General features: G+C 70.7%; 21 protein-coding genes. 7 read left to right on the top strand and 14 right to left on the bottom strand.

The features are described from left to right. Positions 1–16 precede the first annotated feature (16 nt). Positions 17–715, bottom strand: a complete 699-nt coding sequence (locus ACFYR3_RS34830) for an SDR family oxidoreductase (protein WP_355856831.1) — start codon at positions 713–715, stop codon at positions 17–19. Positions 716–793: 78 nt separating this feature from the next. Then, entirely contained in the window at positions 794–1,333 is a 540-nt protein-coding gene (locus ACFYR3_RS34825) for a TIGR00730 family Rossman fold protein (protein WP_356784187.1), read from the bottom strand. Between the two features lie 50 nt (positions 1,334–1,383). Between ACFYR3_RS34825 and ACFYR3_RS34820 the strand changes: the two genes are divergently transcribed. Continuing rightward, a complete protein-coding gene (locus tag ACFYR3_RS34820; RefSeq protein WP_389285902.1) occupies positions 1,384–1,707 on the top strand; it encodes a DUF427 domain-containing protein in 324 nt (107 codons plus the stop codon). 74 nt (positions 1,708–1,781) lie between these two features. After that, complete coding sequence (locus ACFYR3_RS34815; protein ID WP_389285900.1) at positions 1,782–2,567, top strand: alpha/beta fold hydrolase; 786 nt, start codon at positions 1,782–1,784, stop codon at positions 2,565–2,567. A gap of 151 nt (positions 2,568–2,718) precedes the next feature. Here ACFYR3_RS34815 and mnmA read toward each other — a convergent pair whose 3' ends face one another. Continuing rightward, positions 2,719–3,840: a tRNA 2-thiouridine(34) synthase MnmA gene (mnmA, locus tag ACFYR3_RS34810; protein ID WP_356784192.1), complete on the bottom strand. Its 1,122-nt coding sequence runs from the start codon at positions 3,838–3,840 to the stop codon at positions 2,719–2,721. Positions 3,841–3,900: 60 nt separating this feature from the next. Between mnmA and ACFYR3_RS34805 the strand changes: the two genes are divergently transcribed. Both ACFYR3_RS34805 and ACFYR3_RS34800 read left to right on the top strand, forming a co-directional pair. Continuing rightward, positions 3,901–4,605: an N-acetylmuramoyl-L-alanine amidase gene (locus tag ACFYR3_RS34805; RefSeq protein WP_389285898.1), complete on the top strand. Its 705-nt coding sequence runs from the start codon at positions 3,901–3,903 to the stop codon at positions 4,603–4,605. Between the two features lie 261 nt (positions 4,606–4,866). Next, positions 4,867–6,384 (top strand): multicopper oxidase family protein, encoded by a 1,518-nt coding sequence (locus tag ACFYR3_RS34800; protein WP_389285896.1) that lies wholly within the window; start codon positions 4,867–4,869, stop codon positions 6,382–6,384. Positions 6,385–6,431: 47 nt separating this feature from the next. Here the strand turns inward: ACFYR3_RS34800 and ACFYR3_RS34795 are convergent, their stop codons facing one another. The 3 genes from ACFYR3_RS34795 to ACFYR3_RS34785 form a co-directional block, all read right to left on the bottom strand. Next, on the bottom strand, positions 6,432–7,601 hold the full coding sequence (locus ACFYR3_RS34795; RefSeq protein ID WP_356784197.1) for a cysteine desulfurase family protein: 1,170 nt from the start codon (positions 7,599–7,601) through the stop codon (positions 6,432–6,434). Between the two features lie 182 nt (positions 7,602–7,783). Further along, positions 7,784–8,140 carry a DUF4190 domain-containing protein gene (locus ACFYR3_RS34790; RefSeq protein WP_389285894.1) on the bottom strand — a complete coding sequence of 119 codons (357 nt, stop codon included), beginning with the start codon at positions 8,138–8,140 and terminating at the stop codon, positions 7,784–7,786. 78 nt (positions 8,141–8,218) lie between these two features. Next, positions 8,219–8,386, bottom strand: coding sequence for a hypothetical protein (locus tag ACFYR3_RS34785; RefSeq protein WP_355852321.1), 168 nt, complete (start codon positions 8,384–8,386; stop codon positions 8,219–8,221). A gap of 185 nt (positions 8,387–8,571) precedes the next feature. Here ACFYR3_RS34785 and ACFYR3_RS34780 point away from each other — a divergent pair, with 185 nt between their 5' ends. Next, the gene (locus ACFYR3_RS34780; protein WP_355852324.1) at positions 8,572–9,198 is read left to right on the top strand and encodes a TetR family transcriptional regulator; all 627 of its coding nucleotides are present in this window, start codon (positions 8,572–8,574) and stop codon (positions 9,196–9,198) included. A gap of 94 nt (positions 9,199–9,292) precedes the next feature. Here ACFYR3_RS34780 and ACFYR3_RS34775 read toward each other — a convergent pair whose 3' ends face one another. Both ACFYR3_RS34775 and ACFYR3_RS34770 read right to left on the bottom strand, forming a co-directional pair. Next, complete coding sequence (locus ACFYR3_RS34775) at positions 9,293–9,670, bottom strand: hypothetical protein (protein ID WP_389285892.1); 378 nt, start codon at positions 9,668–9,670, stop codon at positions 9,293–9,295. Positions 9,671–9,805: 135 nt separating this feature from the next. Continuing rightward, complete coding sequence (locus ACFYR3_RS34770; protein ID WP_355852330.1) at positions 9,806–10,768, bottom strand: YafY family protein; 963 nt, start codon at positions 10,766–10,768, stop codon at positions 9,806–9,808. Between the two features lie 103 nt (positions 10,769–10,871). Here ACFYR3_RS34770 and ACFYR3_RS34765 point away from each other — a divergent pair, with 103 nt between their 5' ends. After that, positions 10,872–11,462, top strand: a complete 591-nt coding sequence (locus ACFYR3_RS34765) for a TIGR03086 family metal-binding protein (RefSeq protein WP_355852333.1) — start codon at positions 10,872–10,874, stop codon at positions 11,460–11,462. Between the two features lie 353 nt (positions 11,463–11,815). Here the strand turns inward: ACFYR3_RS34765 and ACFYR3_RS34760 are convergent, their stop codons facing one another. Beyond that, positions 11,816–12,676, bottom strand: a complete 861-nt coding sequence (locus tag ACFYR3_RS34760) for a thioesterase family protein (RefSeq protein WP_389285890.1) — start codon at positions 12,674–12,676, stop codon at positions 11,816–11,818. A gap of 160 nt (positions 12,677–12,836) precedes the next feature. Between ACFYR3_RS34760 and ACFYR3_RS34755 the strand changes: the two genes are divergently transcribed. Next, positions 12,837–14,177 (top strand): alpha/beta hydrolase-fold protein, encoded by a 1,341-nt coding sequence (locus ACFYR3_RS34755; RefSeq protein WP_355852339.1) that lies wholly within the window; start codon positions 12,837–12,839, stop codon positions 14,175–14,177. Here the strand turns inward: ACFYR3_RS34755 and ACFYR3_RS34750 are convergent. From ACFYR3_RS34750 to ACFYR3_RS34730, 5 genes are all read right to left on the bottom strand, one after another. Next, the gene (locus tag ACFYR3_RS34750; protein WP_355852342.1) at positions 14,077–14,742 is read right to left on the bottom strand and encodes a trimeric intracellular cation channel family protein; all 666 of its coding nucleotides are present in this window, start codon (positions 14,740–14,742) and stop codon (positions 14,077–14,079) included. The genes ACFYR3_RS34755 and ACFYR3_RS34750 overlap by 101 nt on opposite strands. A gap of 47 nt (positions 14,743–14,789) precedes the next feature. After that, the gene (locus ACFYR3_RS34745; RefSeq protein WP_355852345.1) at positions 14,790–16,181 is read right to left on the bottom strand and encodes a M1 family metallopeptidase; all 1,392 of its coding nucleotides are present in this window, start codon (positions 16,179–16,181) and stop codon (positions 14,790–14,792) included. A 106-nt stretch (positions 16,182–16,287) separates the two neighbouring features. Then, positions 16,288–17,547: an ABC transporter ATP-binding protein gene (locus ACFYR3_RS34740; protein ID WP_389285887.1), complete on the bottom strand. Its 1,260-nt coding sequence runs from the start codon at positions 17,545–17,547 to the stop codon at positions 16,288–16,290. After that, positions 17,544–18,641: an ABC transporter ATP-binding protein gene (locus ACFYR3_RS34735; protein ID WP_355852348.1), complete on the bottom strand. Its 1,098-nt coding sequence runs from the start codon at positions 18,639–18,641 to the stop codon at positions 17,544–17,546. The genes ACFYR3_RS34740 and ACFYR3_RS34735 overlap by 4 nt, the downstream gene beginning before the upstream one ends. Further along, complete coding sequence (locus tag ACFYR3_RS34730; protein WP_355852351.1) at positions 18,638–19,645, bottom strand: ABC transporter permease; 1,008 nt, start codon at positions 19,643–19,645, stop codon at positions 18,638–18,640. Before ACFYR3_RS34730 ends, ACFYR3_RS34735 begins: the two co-directional genes overlap by 4 nt. Between the last annotated feature and the right edge of the window lie 62 nt (positions 19,646–19,707).

The raw sequence follows: 19,707 nt of genomic DNA, 5'->3' as shown, positions 1-19,707 counted from the left end.
TAATCCCTGGGGGAGGTCAGCCGCCCGGCCGCACCGTCAGGTCGTTGACCTCGGCGTCCCGGGGCAGGTCGAGCGCCATCAGGATCGTCGTCGCCACCGACTCGGGGTCGATCCACCGGGCGGCGTCGTACTCCTTGCCCTCCTGCTGGTGGACCTTGGCCTGCATGGGACTGGCGGTGCGGCCGGGGTAGACGGAGGTCACCCGGACGCCGGCCGCGTGCTCCTCGTGGCGCAGGGAGTCGGCGAGGGCCTTCAGTCCGTGCTTGGAGGCGGCGTAGGCGGACCAGTCTGCGTGGGCGCTCAGGCCGGCGCCGGAGTTCACGAAGATCACGTGCCCCTGGGCGAGGCGGAGCTGGGGCAGGAAGTGGCGGGTCAGCTCGGCGGGGGCGATCAGGTTGACGTTGAGCTGATGGCGCCAGGACTTCGGGGTCAGCTCGCCGACCGGGCCGAGGTCGACCACGCCCGCGATGTGCAGCAGGGAGTCGACGCGGCCGGGAAGCGTCTGGTGCGAGAACGCCCAGGAGAGCTTGTCGGGGTCCGCCAGATCGCCGACCAGGGTCTTCGCCCCGGGAAACGCGGCGGCCAGTTCCTTCGCCCGGCCAGCGTCGCGCGCGTGGAGCACGACTTCGTCCCCGCGCGCGTGCAGACGGCGGGCGACGGCCGCGCCGATGCCGGAACCGGCCCCGGTGATCACATGTGTAGCCATGGAGGCCATGCTCGCATCACCGGGTACCGGCCTCGAACCGGGTGCCGACGCGTCACCGGACACCGGCGCTCGCGGGGCGCCGACGCCTCACAGCGTGCCGACGCTCTCCTCCAGGTAGGCCAGCGCCCCCACCGGCTCCTCGGCGAAGAACACCAGGTCGGTGAGCGGACGCGGCAGGAAGCCTTCGGCGTCCATCCGGCGGAACTGCTCCTTGAGGCCGTCGTAGAAGCCGGCCGTGTTGAGCAGGACCACCGGCTTCTCGGTCTTCCCGTGCTTCTTCAGCTCCAGGATCTCGGTCGCCTCGTCGAGGGTCCCGGTGCCGCCGACCATGACGACCACCGCGTCGGCCTTCGCGAGGAGCAGTGCCTTGCGCTCGGCCAGGTCACGGGCGATGACCATCTCGTCGGCGCCCGTGCGGGCCTTGGCGGCCAGGAAGTCCACGGAGACGCCCACCAGCCGCCCGCCCGCCTCCTGCACGCCGTCGGCGACCACCTTCATGAGCCCGACGTCGGAGCCGCCCCACACCAGGGTGTGGCCGCCCTTGCCGAGGAGTTCGGCGAACTCCCGCGCGGGGCGCGTGTAGCGGTCGTCGAGGTCGGCGGCGGAGAGGAAGACGCAGATGTTCATTCCTTCACCGTACGCGGGAACGATTCGGGGCTCGCGAGCGCTTTCCCGGTATGGCTGAAGGACACACGATCACCATCGAGCAGAGCGCACAGCACGTCCGCGTCGTGCACGGCGGCCAGGTCCTGGCGGAGAGCGACCGCCCCCTGGTGCTGCGCGAGACCGGCTGTCCGGTGCGTTACTACCTCCCTCCCGAGGACGTCCGCCTGGACCTGCTGACGCCCTCCGACACCCACACGTACTGCCCCTTCAAGGGCACCGCTTCCTACTGGTCGCGTCCCAACGCGGCCGATCTCGTATGGGCCTATCCCGACCCCAAGCCCGACGTCTCCGAGATCAAGGACCACCTCTGCTTCTACGAGGTGGACGTGTCCTGAGATCCGGGCGGACCTGGGCCGACGCGGGCGTGGTGACGCGATGAGTTCCCGGTAGCCCGGCAGTCTCTACAGACATGGACAAGAAGACGATCTCGCGCGACGGGACCCCCATCGCGTACGAACGCCACGGTGACGGCCCGACGGTCGTCCTGGTCGGCGGCGCCATGTGTACGGGTGCCACGCTGGCGCCCCTCGCCGAGGCCCTCTCGGACCGCTTCGGTGCAGTCACCTACGACCGGCGCGGCCGCGGCGGCAGCGGCGACACCGCGCCCTTCGCGGTGGCCCGGGAGGTCGAGGACATCGCGGCGCTGATCGAGGCCTCCGGGGGCAGCGCGGCGCTCTACGCCATCTCGTCGGGCGGCGCGCTGGCCCTGGAGGCGGCGGCGAGCGGGCTGCCCGTCCGCGAAGTCGCCGTCTACGAGACGCCGTTCGCCGTCGCCGAGGGGGCCGGCAAGGAGCGGGCCGAGTACACCGAGCGGCTGACCGAGCTGCTCGCCCAGGACCGGCGCGGGGACGCGGTCGAACTGTTCCTGTCCCTGGTCGGCACGCCGCCGGAGATGATCGCCGGAGTGCGCATGTCGCACGCCTGGCCCGGCATGGAGGCCATCGCGCCGACCCTGGCGTACGACAACGCCGCGATGGGCGACAGCGGGGTGCCCCGCGAGCGGCTGGCCGCCCTTTCCGTGCCGCTGCTGTCGATCGCCGGCGACGCGAGCCCCGCGTGGATGCGCGAGGCGGCGCGGATCGTCGCGGAGGCGGCGTCGAACGGGTCGTACCGCACGCTGGAGGGCCAGACCCACATGGTGGATCCGCAGGTGCTCGCGCCGGTGCTGGCGGAGTTCTTCACGACGAACGGTTAGACGCGGGACGGGGTCGGACCGGACCGGTCCGCACGGTGGACGGGACTCGAAACCTCGGGCGTGGCTCGGACCTCGGTGGGGGCCGGAGCCGGGACAGAGGCGGACCGCGGACCGATCGGCCCCGCCGACCGTCCGGCCCGGTCGGACGGTCCTACACGTCCGCCGTCGCGCGCGTGGTCGTCGCGATCGTCGCCGATCCCACGACACGGGTGCCCTCGTACAGGACGATCGCCTGGCCGGGGGCCACGCCGCGGACCGGCTCGGTGAAGCGGACGTCCAGGGAGCCGTCGACCAGTTCGGCGCTCACCTCGGTCTCGCCGCCGTGGGCGCGGAGCTGGGCGGTGTAGGTGCCGGGGCCCGTCGGGGCCGCGCCGCACCAGCGGGGCTTGACGGCGGTCAGCGCGGACACGTCCAGGGAGGCGGCCGGGCCGACCGTCACCGTGTTGTTCACCGGTGAGATGTCGAGGACGTAGCGCGGCTTGCCGTCGGCGGCGGGGGTGCCGATGCGCAGCCCCTTGCGCTGGCCGATCGTGAAGCCGAACGCGCCTTCGTGGGTGCCGAGCCTGGCGCCCGACTCGTCCACGATGTCGCCCTCGGACTTGCCGAGCCGGCCCGCGAGGAAGCCCTGGGTGTCGCCGTCGGCGATGAAGCAGATGTCGTGCGAGTCCGGCTTCTTGGCGACGGCCAGGCCCCGGCGCTCGGCCTCGGCGCGGATCTCGTCCTTGGTGGTGACCGTGTCGCCGAGCGGGAACAGCGCGTGGGCGAGCTGACGGTCGTCGAGGACACCGAGGACGTACGACTGGTCCTTGGCCATGTCGGAGGCGCGGTGCAGCTCGCGCGTGCCGTCCTCGCGGACGATCACCTGCGCGTAGTGGCCGGTGGCGACCGCGTCGAAGCCGAGCGCCAGCGCCTTGTCGAGCAGGGCGGCGAACTTGATCTTCTCGTTGCAGCGCAGGCACGGGTTCGGGGTGCGGCCGGCCTCGTACTCGGCGATGAAGTCCTCGACCACGTCCTCACGGAAGCGCTCGGCGAGGTCCCAGACGTAGAAGGGGATGCCGATGACGTCGGCCGCGCGGCGGGCGTCGCGCGAGTCCTCGATGGTGCAGCAGCCGCGCGCGCCGGTCCGGAACGATTGCGGGTTCGCGGAGAGGGCGAGATGCACGCCCGTCACGTCGTGCCCGGCCTCGGCGGCACGGGCGGCGGCTACGGCGGAGTCCACTCCGCCCGACATGGCGGCGAGGACGCGGAGGGGGCGCTGCGAGGTGTCAGTCATAACCCCTCCAGAGTACGGGGCCGCGGGAACCGGAGCCCGCGAGTATCCGTTGAAGATCGCATGGGGGCGAAAAAGGGGAAGCCGGGGAAGCCACGGGGCCGTGGTGCCGGGGCGGGATCCAAGGACGCGGACCAGCCGGTCGGGCGCCGGGTGCTGCTCATCGGCGGCGCGCTGGTCACCCTGAGCGCGGCCGGGCTCGCCCGGGAGAAGCTGTCGCACCTGTGGTGGCGGCTGCCGGGTGTGGAGAAGGCGCGGGTCGCGGGGGCGGTGGATTTCCGGGGCGCGCAGTGGGTGGCGGCCTCGACGGCGAACTGGCGGCGGGCCGACCGTCCCGACGACTACGCGATAGACCTCGTGGTCATCCATGTCACCCAGGGCGGCTTCGCGAGCGCGGTGAGGGTCTTCCAGGACCCGCGGCACAGAGCGGCCGCGCACTACGTCGTCCGCAAGGACGGTCATGTCACCCAGATGATCCGCGAGCTGGACGTGGCGTTCCACGCGGGCAACCGCGCGTACAACGAACGCAGTGTGGGCATCGAGCACGAGGGTTTCGTCGACCGCGCCTCGTCGTTCACGGACGCGATGTACGAGGCGTCGGCACGGCTGACGGCCGGGATATGCGGGCGGTACGGCATACCCGTGGACCGCGAACACATCATCGGGCACGTCGAGGTCCCGGGCACGGACCACACGGATCCCGGCCGGTACTGGGACTGGGACCGGTACATACGGCTCGTACGGCGGGCGCGCACAACCGGCGCGTAGGGGCGGGAGAGCGCTTTCGCAGCGTGGCCACAGGCAGCGACGCCGGGGGCTCGGGGCACCGCGTCGGGATGCTGTGAGGTGCGTCCGGGAAGCGCATGTCCGTTGCGTCCCGTGCCACCGCCGTGACCAGTGAGCCATCAACTCCCCTTGCCATCAGGGGAGTTGATCCTGAATTTAAGTCATCGATTTTCACAGCGCAGAAGGCGTTCTCCTAATTCGGCCCCACTCATTACACAGCCCTCGGGTCGAGAGTCCACCGTCATGACGCACTCCACGCAGCCCGCATCCGGCGCGGGCAAGGACAAGGGCCGGTCCAGGACCAGGACCAAGGGCATGCACCGCCGCACGTTCCTCGGCAGGATGGCGGGGACGGGCCTCGCGGCGGTGACCGCCGGCGGCACCGCCGTCGCTCTGCTGACGAACGCGACGCAGAACAAGGCGCACGCGGCGGGCACCACCCTGACCATCCCCGACCTCCTGGAGGGGACCACCTCGGGCGGCACCACGACGTACACCCTGGAGGCGAAGGCGGGCACCAGCGAGGTGCTCAGCGGCGTGACCAGCACGACCGCGGGCTACAACCAGTCGTTCCTCGGCCCCACCATGAAGTGGACCTCCGGCGACACCGTCCTGCTGAACATCACCAACAGCCTCACCGAGGACACCACGGTCCACTTCCACGGCGCGCACGTTCCGCCGAGCATGGACGGCGGCCCGCAGAACGCCTTCGCCTCCGGGAAGACCTGGTCCCCCACCTTCACGCTCAAGGACGAGGCCAAGACGCTCTGGTACCACCCGCACGCCCTGGGCACCACGGCCGAACAGGCCACCCACGGGCTGGCGGGCATGATCATCGTCGAGGACGACTCCGCCGCGACCGAGGCCCTGCCCAGCACCTACGGCACCGACGACATCCCGATCATCCTGCAGTGTCTGGCCACCGACACCGCCGGAGAGATCAAGTACAACCTGACCGGCTACCTCAGCAACGGCCTCAGCTTCCCCCTTCTGTGCAACGGCACGAACGTCGACGCCACCACGCTCACCTTCACCGCCACCAAGAAGCGCACCCGCTTCCGGCTGCTCAACGCCTCACCGTCGGACATCATCACCGTCCAGCGCGGCGACGGCGGGACTCTCACCCAGATCGCCACCGACCAGGGGTATCTGACCGAGGCCACCGAGGTGAAGTCGATCCGGCTGGTGGCGGGCGCGCGCGCCGAGTTCGTGATGGAGCTCAGCGACGCGGTCACCCTGGAGGCCGTGGTGACGACGGGCTGGGTGCGCGGCGGCAGCGGCACCTACGAGTTCCTGACCGTCACCCCGGACGCCTCGGACACCCCGGCGGACCTGCCGGCCCTCAACACCATCACCCGGTACGACACCACCGGCTTCACCGCCCGGACGATCACGCTCGGCCAGAGCGGCACCTCGATGACGATCAACGGCTCCGCGGGGACGAGCATGTCCTCGATGGCGATGATCAGCACCACTCTGGGCGCCGAGGAGGTCTGGACGGTCAAGAACGGCACGCAGCTCGAGCACTCGTTCCATCTGCACGATGTGCCGTTCCAGCTGATCTCGATCAACGGGGAGGATCCGACGGGCGTCCAGTTGGGCTGGTACGACACGTTCGAGGTGGTCGGCGGCGGCACCATCAAGATCGCCATGAAGTTCACCGACTTCACGGACGACACCTATATGTACATGCTCCACTGCCATCTGCTCCAGCACGAGGACGAGGGCATGATGGCCGGCCTCATGGTGACGAAGAGCTAGAGCGCGCCGCCCCCTCACCGCTACGGCGAGGGGGCGGCGCGGCGGTGTCAGGTGAGGCCCGCCATGCGGGCCCGCTCCACCGCCGGGCCGATCACCCGCGTCACCGCCGCGACGTCCGCCTCCGTGGAGGTGTGGCCGAGCGAGAAGCGCAGGGTGCCCCGGGCGAGGTCCGGGTCGGTGCCGATGGCGAGGAGGACATGGCTCGGCTGGGCCACACCCGCCGTACACGCCGAGCCGGTGGAGCACTCGATGCCCTGCGCGTCGAGAAGCAGGAGCAGCGAGTCGCCCTCGCAGCCCGGGAACGTGAAGTGCGCGTTGGCGGGCAGTCGGCCGCCGGGCGCCGGGTCGCCGCCGAGGATCGCGTCGGGCACGGCCTTGATGACGGCGTCGGTCAGGTCGTCGCGCAGCGCGCCGATCTCACGGGCGAACCACTCGCGCCGCTCGGCGGCCAGCCGGCCGGCGACCGCGAAGGACGCGATCGCGGGCACGTCGAGCGTGCCGGAGCGGACATGGCGCTCCTGACCGCCGCCGTGCAGCACGGGTACGGGGCTGTACTCGCGGCCGAGGAGCAGCGCGCCGATCCCGTAGGGACCGCCGATCTTGTGGCCGGACACCGTCATCGCCGCGAGGCCCGAGGCGGCGAAGTCGACGGGGATCTGACCGAAGGCCTGGACGGCGTCGGCGTGCATCGGGATACCGAACTCGGCCGCGACGTCAGCCAGTTCACGGACCGGCAGGACGGTGCCGATCTCGTTGTTGGCCCACATGACCGTGGCGAGGGCGACATCGTCGGGGTTGCGGGCGATGGCGTCGCGCAGGGCGTCGGGGTGGACACGGCCGTACGCGTCGACGGGCAGGTACTCGACCGTGGCGCCCTCGTGCTCGCCGAGCCAGTGGACCGCGTCGAGGACGGCGTGGTGCTCGACAGGGCTCGCGAGAACGCGGGTACGGGCCGGATCGGCGTCTCTGCGGGACCAGTACAGGCCCTTCACCGCGAGGTTGTCGGCCTCGGTGCCGCCGGAGGTGAAGACCACCTCGCTGGGGCGGGCGCCGAGGGCGTCCGCCAGGGTTTCGCGGGCCTCCTCGACCGTCCGCCGGGCACGGCGGCCGGCGGCGTGGAGGGAGGAGGCGTTGCCCGTGACGCTCAGTTGGGCGGTCAGGGCCTCTACTGCCTCGGGAAGCATGGGGGTGGTCGCGGCGTGGTCGAGGTAAGCCATGGTGGGCTCGATTCTACGGGCCCGCTCTCCCCTCGCCTCTGCCCCCACCGGCGTGGCCGCCCGCCCCGGCTCGCGCGAGGAGTCGTGGCGCGCTCCCCGGAGCCGCGCCCGGACCCTTGTGCGGCGCGTCCGGCGCGTCCTGCGCCGCGGGCCGCACCGGAGCCCCGGCCGTCGAGACCGCCTCAGAAGCTCCAGGACACCGTGCTGTCGAACTGCATGAAGGCGACCAGGACGACCAGGTCGGCCACGCCCAGACCGAGGCCGAGGAAGGCGCGGCCCCGGCGGGCCGTGCCGCGCCAGAGGGCGACGGAGGCGAGGACGATGGCGATGGGGCCGAGGAAGACGTTCAGCACCAGGAGCCCGAGAAGGCCGAGGATGAAGGCGGCCACGGCCATGCCGTCCGCGTCCTGGACGACGGTCCGGCGCGTGGCGCGGGCGGCCTCGGCTGCCCGATCGGCGCCGGAGGTACGGGTCGTGCCAGACGTACGGGCAGCGCTGGAGGTGCGGGTCGTGCCGGTGGTGCGCGTGCTGAGTTCCATGACGTGAGTCAGCTCCCAACGGTCAGTCGGTGAAGGTGTGGGACCAACGGCCGGTCGGCAAAGGTGCGGGACCAACGGTCAGTTGGCGGAGGGGTGGCGCCGGCGGGCGCTGCGCTCACGCAGCGCGAAGACGACCAGCCAGACGCCGATGACGGCCGCGGCGACGAGGCTGACGGGCAGCGGGGCGTGCGCCACGGAGCCCATGACGACGCCGAGCAGCAGGAGTGCGGCGACGAGGAACAGCATGAGATGCCTCTCGAAGAAGTCTCGAAGTCCTGTCCCGGAACGTCCGGGACCTCAACGGTGAGGCCCCGATGTTTCCGGGACTTGACAGCTCAGTGAACGGTTGTAGTAACAGTTGTTCACTGACTCTTGAGTCTAGCGCGCTCCACGGCTTTAAAATTCCAGAGAACAGTTGTTAACTGCATGGCATGAGTCACACTCTCGGCATCCGCCAGGCGCAGAAGCAGAAGACCCGACAGGCGCTGCTGGACGCGGCGTTGGGGCTCCTGGAGGAGCAGAGCCTGAGCAGCCTGGGTCTGCGCGAGGTCACCCGGGCCGTCGGAGTCGCTCCGACCGCCTTCTACCGGCATTTCCGATCGACGGCGGATCTCGGCGTGGCGCTCGTCGAGGAGGCGCTCGGCAGCCTGCACCCGATGATCGAGGACATCGTGTCGACGGCCGGCGACGGCGACGAACGCATCACCCGCGCCGTGGAACTGATCGCCCACCACGTCGGGACGCACCCGGCGCACGTCCGCTTCATCGCCCGCGAGCGGCACGGCGGGGTCCAGCCGGTGCGGGACGCGATCCGCGAGCAACTGGCCCGGTTCGCCGAGGAGGTCAAGGACGCGCTGGCCGAGCACCCCGAGTCCGCGGGATGGAGCGACGACGATCTGCTGATGCTCGCGGGTCTGTATGTCGACCACATGCTGATGGCGGCCTCGGCGTTCCTGGAGGCGCTGGACGGCTCCGAGGCGGAGCGCGAGCGGGTGGCCCGGGTGGCGAGCCGTCAGATGCGGCTGATCAGAATCGGCCGCCGCCACTGGCTCGGCTGACGGCCCCGGCCGGCCGGCGGACGGCCGCGCGCAGCACGCCGCGCGCGGCACCGCCGTACGTCGTACGCCGCAGGAAAGCGGGTCTTCCGGTCCGTCAGCCCTGAGCGGCGGCCGACTGCCCCTGGCCCTGACCCATCCCACCGCCGGGGCCGCCTCCGCAGCCGCCCTGGCCACCGCCCATGCCGCCGCCGGGGGCGCCGCTCGGCATGCCGGAGGGGTTGCCCGAGGGGTTCCCTGAGGGGGCCTTCCCGGTGGGCACGCCCGAGGGGGCGCCCGACCGCGAGGGCATCCCCGAGGGCGCACCGCTGGGGCGTCCTGAGGCGCCGCCCGGCATCCCGGAGGGGCGCGTGCAGTTCTGCCCGCCGGAGGTCTTGCTGTTCGAGGACGACGTGTCACCGGAGCCGCAGGCCGCCAGCAGCGGCGAGAGCGCGAGGAGTGCGACGAAGGGAACGAGTCGTGCACGACGGTTCATGGGGTAACTCCCAGTCAGGTCACGTGGGCCGGTTGACGAAAGCCGGACGAGCGGGAGCCAGAGCACCAGATCCACGTAGGGCCGCGCTGTGCCGGAGCTGTGCCTTGCTGTGCGGCGCGGGCCCGGCGCCGGGGCTCAACCCCCCTCGTACACCGCACTGATGGCGGCGGCCGTCGCGGCCAGCTCCTCCCGCGCCTCGGCCGGCGCGAGGACCTCCAGCGCATCCCCGAAGGCCAGCAGCGTGCGGGTCTCCCGCACCGAGCCGAGGGAGAGACGCGCGGTCACCCACTCGCTCGTGCCGTCACCCTCGGGCAGTTCCGCGAGGGAGGCGGCGTTGAGGCGTACGAACATGTCGAGGCGCGAACGCCGTACCCGAACCGTGACATCGACAGCCCCCGGCCGCTCCTCGACCTGGCGGCGCAACACTTCCCAGACGTCGGCGAGTTCGACGCCCGGACGGCGCCGCACCGGGTCCGGCAGGAGGGTGGCCCCGCGGACCCGGTCGGCACGGAAGAGGCGTGGGCCGCCGCGCCGGTCGGCGACCAGGTACCAGACACCGGCCTTGGAGACGAGCCCGTACGGGTCGACGGTGTAGGTGCGCGGTTCGGTGTCCCCGCCGTGCCGGTAGCGCAGCCGCAGCCGGCGGTCGGTGAACACGGCGTCCTGCAACACGTCCAGATCGACGGCCCGTTGGGGCCCGCCCTTCCAGCGGGTGGCGTCGACGAGGACGCGCCGGCTGGTGACCTCGGCGGCCGGCCGGAAGGGTGCGGGCAGCGCGGCCATCACCTTGCGCAGCGCGGAGCCGAGCGCCGCGTCGAGGCCGAGGGCGGCGTGGGCGCCCTGCGCGGCCAGGATGAACAGGGAGCGGGACTCGTCCGCCGTCAGTCCCGTGACGTCCGTACGGAATCCGGCGAGCAGTTCGATGCCGCCGTGCCGCCCGCGCTCGGCGTAGACCGGGACGCCGGAGGCGGACAACGCCTCGATGTCCCGGTAGATGGTGCGCACCGACACCTCCAGCCGGTCGGCGAGTTCGTGCGCCGGGACGCGGCCGCGGGTCTGGAGCAGCAAGAGGATCGAGAGCAGGCGGTCGGACTTCACGGACCCAGGATCGCGCCCGCCGGAGGCGGTCCGCAAATGTTGACGGAAACTGTCAGGTTATGCGCCGACAGTGGGGGCACACCGACACACGGAAGAGGTAGTCATGAACGCCATGGACCCCCGCCCCCTGTACGCCCGCGCCGCGGAGCAGATCGCGTCGCTGATCGGGACCGTCCGGCCGGAGCAGTTGGGCGGCGCCACTCCGTGCGCCGAGTTCGACGTACGTCTGTTGCTGTCGCACATGGTCGGCGGCACCCGGCGGATCGCCGTGATCGGGGCGGGCGGCGACGGGCTCGCGGTGCGGCCGTTCGCCGACGGTGTGCCGGACGACGGCTGGAGCGCCGCGTACGACGAGGTCCGGGCGGCGGTCCGCGCGGGATGGGCGGACGACGCCCGGCTGGACGCGCAGGTGCGGGTGCCCTGGGGCGAGGCTCCTGGCCGCATCGCCCTCGCCGGGTACGTCATGGAGGCCGTCACGCACACCTGGGACCTCTCCGAGTCGCTCGGCCGGCCGCTCGAACTCGATCCGGAACTGGCCGAGTTCGCGCTCGCGATCGCCGGTCGTGTGCTGCCCGACGAGGGGCGCGAGTACCCCGAGCTGCCCTTCGGCCCGGTGGTGCCGGTCCCCGAGGGCGCCGACGCCTACGAGCGGCTGGCGGCCTGGATGGGCCGCCGTCCCCTGGTGACCGCCTGACGGCCCGAGATGTCGCTACGGAGGACAGGGCGGGGGCACCCCGGCGGGGTGCCCCCGAGGACGCGACGGGGACACCGGCCGCGGGCACCGCGGGCACCGCGACAGCGGCACGGGCCACGGGTGCCACCGACGACGTGCCGCCGGCACGGGCCGGCGATGCCGCCGAAGACCGGACCAGGGCACGAGGGCCCCGAGTCGCCCCTTGGACACGGCGGCGCCGATCCCCGTAGGAGCCGGTGCCTGCCTGCGGACGGCGGCCCCGACCGGCCGTCGTCCGCAGGTGACAGGTCCGTCGGTTTCCCGACGGAGGTGTGACGGGGTCACGGGCCGCCGCGGGGGCCGCCGGTGGCGGGTCAGCGCAGCCGTGCGCGGGCGAGTTGCCGGGACTGGGCGACCAGGCGGTCCGCGCTGTCCCAGACCTCCGCGTCCTCCTCCAGGAAGCCGCCGGCGAGGTTGCGGGTGGTGATCGACACCCGCAGCGGGCCGGGCGCCGGGCGGCACCGCACGTGCACGGTCAGCTCGACGGTCAGCACCCAGCCGGACAGGCCGATCTCGAAGGCCGTCGGCGGCAGCGCGTCCACCGCGAGGAGCAGGGAGAGCGGGTCCGCGTCCCGGCCGTCGGCGAGTCCGAACCACGCCCGCATCTCGCCCTTCCCGGAGGGCGCGCCGAGCGCCCAGCCCAGGGTCGCGGGGTCGAGCTTGAGGAACAGCCGGTCGGTGATCGCCGAGCTGCCGGGGATGGGGGCGGGCGCGTCCTGCGGACCGAAGCACTGGTCCATGGGCGGGATCTCGGGCGGCTGCGCGGTCGTCCGGACGTCGTCGGGCAGGCTGTCGAGATCGCCGTACGAGGCGAGCACACGGATCCGCTCGGTCTCGCGGCCCTCGCCGTCGTACTGGAAGAGGGACGCCTGTCCGGTCGACAGCGTCCGGCCGGTGCGTACGACGTCCGTGCGGATGACCGCGGGGCCCGGCTGGGACGCGGTCAGATAGTGCGCGGAGATCGTGAACGGGTCGGAGTGCGGGAGGGCGTGGGCGAGCGCGCGGCCGAGGACGGCCAGCAGGTAGCCGCCGTTGACGGCGTTGATGATCGTCCACCCGGCGGAGAGGTCGACGTCGTAGACGCCGGCCTCGCGCGGGGTGACGGCCGTGTCCCGGTCGAACTCACTGTCGCCGATCGTGGCCCGTACGGCCTGTACCGAAGCTGCTTCTGGCATACGTGAACGGTACAACAGGAAATTACTAAGCGGTAGCTTTGACCGTTTCGGGCGCATGAACCCCCTGCCATCCAGCCATTCAGGTGAGGATTCGGCAATTTCTTGTTAAGTGTCCGCAATCACCCGTGACCAATCGGTCCGGGTTCTCCTCTGAAGGGACATGAGCCTCACCGGGACACCCTTCCTTTTCACCTCGTTCGTACTGTGCGCGGTCGCCCTCCTGCTGCCCCTGGCCCTGTGGTCGCGGATGCCCGGACCGGCGCCGGTGCGTGGCGCGGCACGCCTCCTGATGCTGCTGTTCGCCCAGGGGACGGCGATCAGCCTGGTGTTCGTCCTCGTGAACAACGCCAACAACCTGTACGACAACTGGGCCGACCTCCTCGGCACCGGCAACCATGTCCAGCGGGCCGCCGACCTCGGCGTGGACGGCACCGGAGGGATCTCGCTGAAGAGCCTCCCCAGGATGCGGCAGACCTTCCGGCCTGCCGACGGGCATCGCATGCGGCAGGCCGGCGGGGTGCTCGCCACCGACCTGAGGGGGCGGGTGTCGGGGGTGAACGCGGAGGTCTACGTCTGGCTGCCGCCGCAGTACAACGAACCCGCCTACCGGCACCGGAAGTTCCCTGTCGTGGAACTGTTCTCGGGATATCCGGGCTCCGCGAAGGCGTGGTTCGGATCGGCCAGGGTGCACGAGCAGTTGCGGCCGATGATGCTCGACGGACGCATCGCGCCGTTCATCCTGGTCGCGCCCCGCACCAACCTGCTGGCCCGCGCGGACACCGGCTGCGCGAACATCCCGGGAACGGTGAACGCGGACAGCTGGCTCAGCATCGACGTGCCGAGGATGGTCATGGACAACTTCCGCGCCGAGTCCGCCCCGAACGGCTGGGCCACCGCCGGATACTCGGCCGGGGCGCACTGCGCCACCAAGCTGGCCGTCGCCCACCCCGACCGCTACCGGGCGGCGGTGAGCATGTCGGGCTACAACGACCCCAAGGGCGAACGCAGTTCACTCGCCGGGCAGAACCCGGAACTGCGCCGGCGGAACAATCCCTATCTCATTCTGCGCGCCGACCGCGTCCCGCCCCGGATCGCGCTCTACTTCTCCGGCGAGTCCGGTGACGGCTACCAGGCGGGCGCAGAGATCCAGGCGATCGCGAAGCCGCCGACGAGCGTGGACGTGGTGCTGCTGCCGCGCAGCGCGGGCGGCCACGACATGGGGCTGTGGCGGCCGCAGCTGCCGGAGGTGTTCCGCTGGCTGACCGAGCAGCTCGACTCCGGGACGCGAGGCACGGGAGGAACAGCGGGTGCTGCGGGCACGCCCGGCTCCCGCGGCAGTGCCGGGACCGACGGCACGGGCAGCCCCAGGGGCGCCGGCGGCACGGTCGGCGCCGACCGGGTCAGGAGTTCTCTTCCTCACGCACCGTCGAGCGGCGGTTCCACGCGCGCGGAGCTCGCCAGTGGTACCGCATCGCGAAAAGACGCAGCACGAAGGCCGTGACGATGGCGAGGCCGCTGGTGAACGGGGTGAGCGCGTCGTAGCGGATGCAGAGCACCACCATCGTGGCGCCGACGATCGCCGGGACGGCGTAGAGGTCACGGTCCCAGCGCAGCAGGGAGGGGACCTCGTTGGCGAGGACGTCTCGCAGCACACCGCCGCCCACGGCGGTCGCGAGGCCGAGGGCGGCGGAGGCGGTCAGGCCGAGCCCGTAGTCGTACGCCTTCACGGTGCCGGTGACGGAGAACAGTCCGAGCCCGGCCGCGTCGAAGACGTTCACGCCGGCCTGGATGCGCTCCACCTGGGGATGCAGGAAGAACACGAGCAGGGCGGCGACGAGCGGTGTGGTGAAGTACCCCAGGTCGGTGAAGGCCGCCGGGGGTACCGCGCCGATGATGATGTCGCGCAGCAGCCCTCCGCCCAGCGCGGTGATCTCCGCGAGGACGGCGATGCCGAAGACGTCGAAGTTCTTTCGGACGGCCAGCAGAGCGCCGGAGATCGCGAAGACGAAGATGCCGATCAGGTCGAGCGTGTGCTGGACGGAGGGGTTGAACAGATGCTGGAACACCCCCACATTCTCACCTGTCGCGGGGAGTGCACCTTACAAAGGAAGGCTTAGACGGCGGGCTTGCCTGTGGTGAACAGCCACGTCTGGAAGAGGTCGTCGAGCTGCCGGCCGGAGATCCGCTCCGCGAGGGCGATGAAGTCGGCGGTGCTGGCGTTGCCGTACCGGTGCAGCTTCGTCCACGCGGGCAGCAGTTTGAAGAAGGCGGTGTCGCCGATGCGTTCGCGCAGCATCTGGAGCGTCATCGCGCCCCGCTGGTAGACCGCCGAGGCGAACATCGTGTCCCGCTGCGGATCGGCGACCGTGACCTGCCAGAAGGCGGAGTCGGCGGGCCGCTGGCCGTACCCGGCGACGAACGAGTCGTGCGCCGAGCGGATGCCCTTGTGCTCGGCCCACAGCCACTGGGCGTAGGTCGCGAAGCCCTCGTTCAGCCAGACGTCCTTCCAGTGCGCCACCGAGACGGAGTCGCCGAACCACTGGTGGGCCAGCTCGTGCACGATGGTCGACTCCGAGCGCACGGCCGAGTACGCGGGCTTGGACTGCACCTCCAGCGAGAAGCCCGCCTCGGGCATGTCGTCGACGATCGCGCCGGTCTCCTCGAACGGGTACGGACCGAAGACCTGCGACCAGTAGTCGGTGGCCTCGGCGGTGACGGCGTACACGTCGACGCTGTTGCTGTTCGCGAGCACCGGGTCGATGGCGACGTAGATCGGTGTCCCGGCGGGGGTCCTGCCCGTCTTCACGTCGAACTTCCCGATGGTCGCCGTCGCGAGATACGTGGCCATGGGCCTGCTCTCGCGCCAGTGCGTGACCGTCTCGGCGCCCTGGTCGCGGGTCGATATCAGGCGCCCGTTGGAGACCGCCGTCAGGTCCTTGGGCGCCTTGATGCGGATGTCGTAGGTCGCCTTGTCGGACGGGTGGTCGCTGGAGGGGAACCAGGTGGAGGCGGCGTTGGGCTCGCAGGCGACGAAGACGCCGTCGGCGGTCTTCATCCACCCGTAGTCGGAGCCGAACACGATCGGGCCGTTGAGCGGCTCGGGGACTCCGCCGTAGGTGACGGTCACCGTGAAGTTCTTGCCCTTGGGGAGCGTGCCGCGCGGGGTGATGTGGATCTCGTCGCCCTCCCGCGTGAAGTGGGCCGCTCTGCCGTTCACTTCGACCCTCGTGACGTCCAGCTTCTGGAGGTCGAGGTCGAAGGCGGAAAGGTTCTGGGTGGCGCGGGCGGTGAGGGTCGTACGACCGTCGAGACGGTCGGTGTCCGGGTTGTACGCCACGTCGAGGGCGTAGTGGCGGGCGTCGAAGCCGCCGTTGCCCAGTTGGGGGAAGTACGTGTCACCGATGCCGTCCGCGCCGGGGGTGGGGGCGGAGGAGGCGGCGACGAGAAGTAAGGAGGCGATCGCGGTCGCGAGTGCCCCTGAACGTGCCGAACGGGAGAGTGCCATCAGCGTCCCTTTCGTACGTGTGCCGATCGTTTCCGATCAGACGGACACGCAGGACTCTGCACTCTCCCGTTCGAGCATGTTCATGACTTTGCCAAGTCGTCACGGCCTACTTGCCGGTTGACTCCTGACGATCGGCTTCCGCGGCCCCGGAGTCCGACGCGGAGCCGGCCTCCTCGGCGGGGGCGGCGACCTCGGCCGGAGCCTTGTCCGACACCTCGGCGGAGTCCACGGCGGAGACCAGCTGCACCGCTTCGCGTGCCGCCGACAGCAGGACGACGTCCTGCGGCGCCTGGTCCGCGGCGTTCTCCGGGTGGTGGCAGGCGACCTGCTGGCCGGGCTTCAGCTCGATGAGCGGCGGCTCGGTCGTCTTGCAGACCTGCGTGGCCTTCCAGCACCGGGTGTGGAAGCGGCAGCCGCTCGGCGGGGCGATCGGCGAGGGAACGTCACCCTTGAGCAGGATGCGCTCGCTCTTGGCGCCCCGGCGCTTGGGGTCCGGCACCGGCACGGCCGACATCAGGGCCTTGGTGTACGGGTGCATCGGCGCCTCGTACAGCGCGGTGCGCTCCGCGAGCTCGACGATCTTGCCGAGGTACATCACCGCGATGCGGTCCGAGACATGGCGCACGACCGAGAGGTCGTGGGCGATGATCACGTACGTGAGACCGAGCTCGGACTGCAGGTCGTCCATCAGGTTCACGACCTGCGCCTGGATCGACACGTCGAGCGCCGAGACCGGCTCGTCCGCCACGACCAGCTTCGGCTTCAGGGCGAGCGCGCGGGCGATGCCGATGCGCTGGCGCTGACCGCCGGAGAATTCGTGCGGGTAGCGGTTGTAGTGCTCGGGGCTCAGACCCACCAGCTCCAGGAGCCGCTGGACCTCCTTCTTCACACCGCCCTCGGGCTCGACGTTCTGGAGCCGGAACGGCGCCGAGACGATCGAGCCGATGGTGTGACGGGGGTTCAGCGACCCGTACGGGTCCTGGAAGATCATCTGGATGTCGCGGCGCAGCGGACGCATCTTCGAGGCGCTGAGCCGGGTGATGTCCTGGCCCTCGAACTCGATGCTGCCGCCGGTCGGGTCCTGGAGACGGGTGATGACCCGGCCCATGGTCGACTTGCCGCAGCCGGACTCGCCGACGACGCCGAGCGTCTCGCCCTTGCGGACCTCGAAGTCGATGCCGTCGACCGCCTTGACCGCGCCGACCTGACGCTGGAGAACGCCCTTCCTGATGGGGAAGTGCTTCTGCAGCCCCTGGACCCGGAGCAGGACCTCGCGGTTCTCCGAGGACTTCGCGCGGTGCTCGGGAGCCGCCGCCTGCTGCGGGATCACCGCGCCCCCGCCGTCCGTCTTGTTCGTCTCACTCACAGCTTCGGCGCAATCTCTTCGGTCCAGATCCGCGTGCGGTCCTCCTGCGAGAGGTGGCAGGCGGTGTAGTGGCCGCTGCCGATCAGCTGCAGTTCGGGACGCACGGTACGGGTGACATCGCCCTTGGGCAGGTCCGCGTACGGGCAGCGCGGGTGGAAGGCGCAGCCCGAGGGGACGTTGATGAGGCTCGGCGGCTGGCCCTTGACCGGGATGAGCCGGTCGGACGTCTCACGGTCGATACGCGGCATCGAGCCGAGCAGACCCCAGGTGTAGGGGTGCTGCGGCTGCTCGAAGACCCGCTCGACGGAGCCGCGCTCGACGCACCGGCCGCCGTACATCACCAGCACCTCGTCGGCGATCTCGGCCACCACACCCAGGTCGTGGGTGATGAGGACGACCGCGGAGCCGAACTCCTTCTGCAGATCGCGGATGAGGTCGAGGATCTGCGCCTGGACGGTGACGTCCAGGGCGGTCGTCGGCTCGTCCGCGATGAGCAGCTCGGGGTTGTTGACGAGCGCCATGGCGATCATCGCGCGCTGCCGCATACCGCCCGAGAACTCGTGCGGGTAGCTGTCGACGCGCTTGGCCGGCTCGGGGATGCCGACGCGGTCGAGCATCTCGATCGCCCGCTTGCGGGCGATCTTCTTGCTGACCTTGTGGTGCGTGCGGTACGCCTCCACGATCTGGTTGCCGATCGTGTAGTACGGGTGCATCGCCGACAGCGGGTCCTGGAAGATCATCGCCATCTCGCGGCCGCGGAGCTTGCGCACCTCGTCCGGGTCGGCGTTCACCAGTTCCTTGCCGTCCAGCCAGATCTCGCCCGACATCTGGACGTTCTTGCCGCGCGCGCCGAGCCGGTGCAGGCCCATGACCGCCAGCGAGGTGACGGACTTGCCGGAGCCCGACTCGCCCACGATGCAGAGGGTCTTGCCCTTCTCCACCGAGAAGGTGAGCCCGTCGACGGACTTGACCAGACCGTCGTCGGTCGGGAAGTGCACCTTGAGGTCACGCACTTCGAGGAAGGCACGCGGAGCGTTCGAGGGTGAGGAGACGGGCTCGCCGAGCGCGGCGCCGGTCTTGGAAAGTTCGGTCATGAGAGCCTCACCCGCGGGTCGGCGGCCGCGTACAGCATGTCCACCAGAAGATTCGCCACGACGACGAAGAACGCGGCGAGAAGAGTCACGCCGAGGATTTTCGGCAGGTCGTTGTCGGTGATGCCCTGCACCGCGTACTGCCCGATGCCGTGCAGCGAGAACACGGTCTCGGTGATCACGGCACCGCCGAGCAGCAGACCGAGGTCCATGCCGAAGACGGTGATGATCGGGGTGAGAGCGGCGCGCAGTCCGTGCCGGACCACGACCTTGCTCTCGCGCAGGCCCTTGGCACGGGCCGTACGGATGAAGTCTTCGTTCATCGTCTCCAGCATGCCCGAGCGGGTGAGCCGCGCGTAGATGGCGGAGTACAGGAGCGCGAGAGAACACCACGCGGGGAAGAGGGTGTTGGCCCACTGCGCGGGGTCCTCGGTGAGCGGGACGTAAGTGCGGCCGAAGATCGGCCACTGGTAGGTGAAGAGCAGCAGCGCCAGGTTGCCCGTGAAGAACATGGGCAGCGAGACACCGGCCAGCGCGACGCCCATGAACGTGCGGTCGAAGAACGAGCGCGGCTTGAGCGCGGAGACCACGCCGATGGCCACACCGGACACGAGCCACATCACCGCGGCACCCGCGGCGAGCGAGAGAGTCACCGGAAGGCGGGACGTGAGGTCCGGCCAGATCGCCTGGTGCGTCTTGAAGGAGTACCCGAAGCACGGCGCGTCACAGTGCACCGTGGTGGGGCCCAGGTCATAGGTAGCGCCGCTGACGATCCCCTTGATGAAGTGCCAGTACTGGACGTAGACGGGCTGGTCCAGACCGAGGTTGTGCTTGACCGCGAGGATGTCGGCCTTCGACGGGCTCTTCCCGATGTACTGCTGCGCGAGCTGGTCGGCGGTCTGGCCGGCCAGTCTGGGCAGCAGGAAGAAGATGGCGAAGGTGACCGCGGAGACGACCAGGAGCAGGATCGCTGCCGCTGCCGTCCGACGGAGGATGTACGAGATCACGGGGATCGGCGCTGGTGCCCGCGGGCCGCTAAGCCCGCGGGCACCAATGCCTTCACCTGCCT

The sequence above is a fragment of the Streptomyces sp. NPDC005784 genome (genome assembly GCF_042871525.1).
Taxonomy (GTDB): Bacteria; Actinomycetota; Actinomycetes; order Streptomycetales; family Streptomycetaceae; genus Streptomyces.
This window is presented reverse-complemented; position numbering and strand designations above follow the sequence as displayed.

What these genes read in the sequence shown, in the direction of transcription:
- ACFYR3_RS34830 (WP_355856831.1), bottom strand. Translation starts at nt 715, where the DNA reads ATGGCCTCCATGGCTACACATGTGATCACCGGGGCCGGTTCCGGCATC.
- ACFYR3_RS34825 (WP_356784187.1), bottom strand. Translation starts at nt 1,333, where the DNA reads ATGAACATCTGCGTCTTCCTCTCCGCCGCCGACCTCGACGACCGCTAC.
- ACFYR3_RS34820 (WP_389285902.1), top strand. Translation starts at nt 1,384, where the DNA reads ATGGCTGAAGGACACACGATCACCATCGAGCAGAGCGCACAGCACGTC.
- ACFYR3_RS34815 (WP_389285900.1), top strand. Translation starts at nt 1,782, where the DNA reads ATGGACAAGAAGACGATCTCGCGCGACGGGACCCCCATCGCGTACGAA.
- mnmA (WP_356784192.1), bottom strand. Translation starts at nt 3,840, where the DNA reads ATGACTGACACCTCGCAGCGCCCCCTCCGCGTCCTCGCCGCCATGTCG.
- ACFYR3_RS34805 (WP_389285898.1), top strand. Translation starts at nt 3,901, where the DNA reads ATGGGGGCGAAAAAGGGGAAGCCGGGGAAGCCACGGGGCCGTGGTGCC.
- ACFYR3_RS34800 (WP_389285896.1), top strand. Translation starts at nt 4,867, where the DNA reads ATGACGCACTCCACGCAGCCCGCATCCGGCGCGGGCAAGGACAAGGGC.
- ACFYR3_RS34795 (WP_356784197.1), bottom strand. Translation starts at nt 7,601, where the DNA reads ATGGCTTACCTCGACCACGCCGCGACCACCCCCATGCTTCCCGAGGCA.
- ACFYR3_RS34790 (WP_389285894.1), bottom strand. Translation starts at nt 8,140, where the DNA reads ATGGAACTCAGCACGCGCACCACCGGCACGACCCGCACCTCCAGCGCT.
- ACFYR3_RS34785 (WP_355852321.1), bottom strand. Translation starts at nt 8,386, where the DNA reads ATGCTGTTCCTCGTCGCCGCACTCCTGCTGCTCGGCGTCGTCATGGGC.
- ACFYR3_RS34780 (WP_355852324.1), top strand. Translation starts at nt 8,572, where the DNA reads ATGAGTCACACTCTCGGCATCCGCCAGGCGCAGAAGCAGAAGACCCGA.
- ACFYR3_RS34775 (WP_389285892.1), bottom strand. Translation starts at nt 9,670, where the DNA reads ATGAACCGTCGTGCACGACTCGTTCCCTTCGTCGCACTCCTCGCGCTC.
- ACFYR3_RS34765 (WP_355852333.1), top strand. Translation starts at nt 10,872, where the DNA reads ATGAACGCCATGGACCCCCGCCCCCTGTACGCCCGCGCCGCGGAGCAG.
- ACFYR3_RS34760 (WP_389285890.1), bottom strand. Translation starts at nt 12,676, where the DNA reads ATGCCAGAAGCAGCTTCGGTACAGGCCGTACGGGCCACGATCGGCGAC.
- ACFYR3_RS34755 (WP_355852339.1), top strand. Translation starts at nt 12,837, where the DNA reads ATGAGCCTCACCGGGACACCCTTCCTTTTCACCTCGTTCGTACTGTGC.
- ACFYR3_RS34745 (WP_355852345.1), bottom strand. Translation starts at nt 16,181, where the DNA reads ATGGCACTCTCCCGTTCGGCACGTTCAGGGGCACTCGCGACCGCGATC.
- ACFYR3_RS34735 (WP_355852348.1), bottom strand. Translation starts at nt 18,641, where the DNA reads ATGACCGAACTTTCCAAGACCGGCGCCGCGCTCGGCGAGCCCGTCTCC.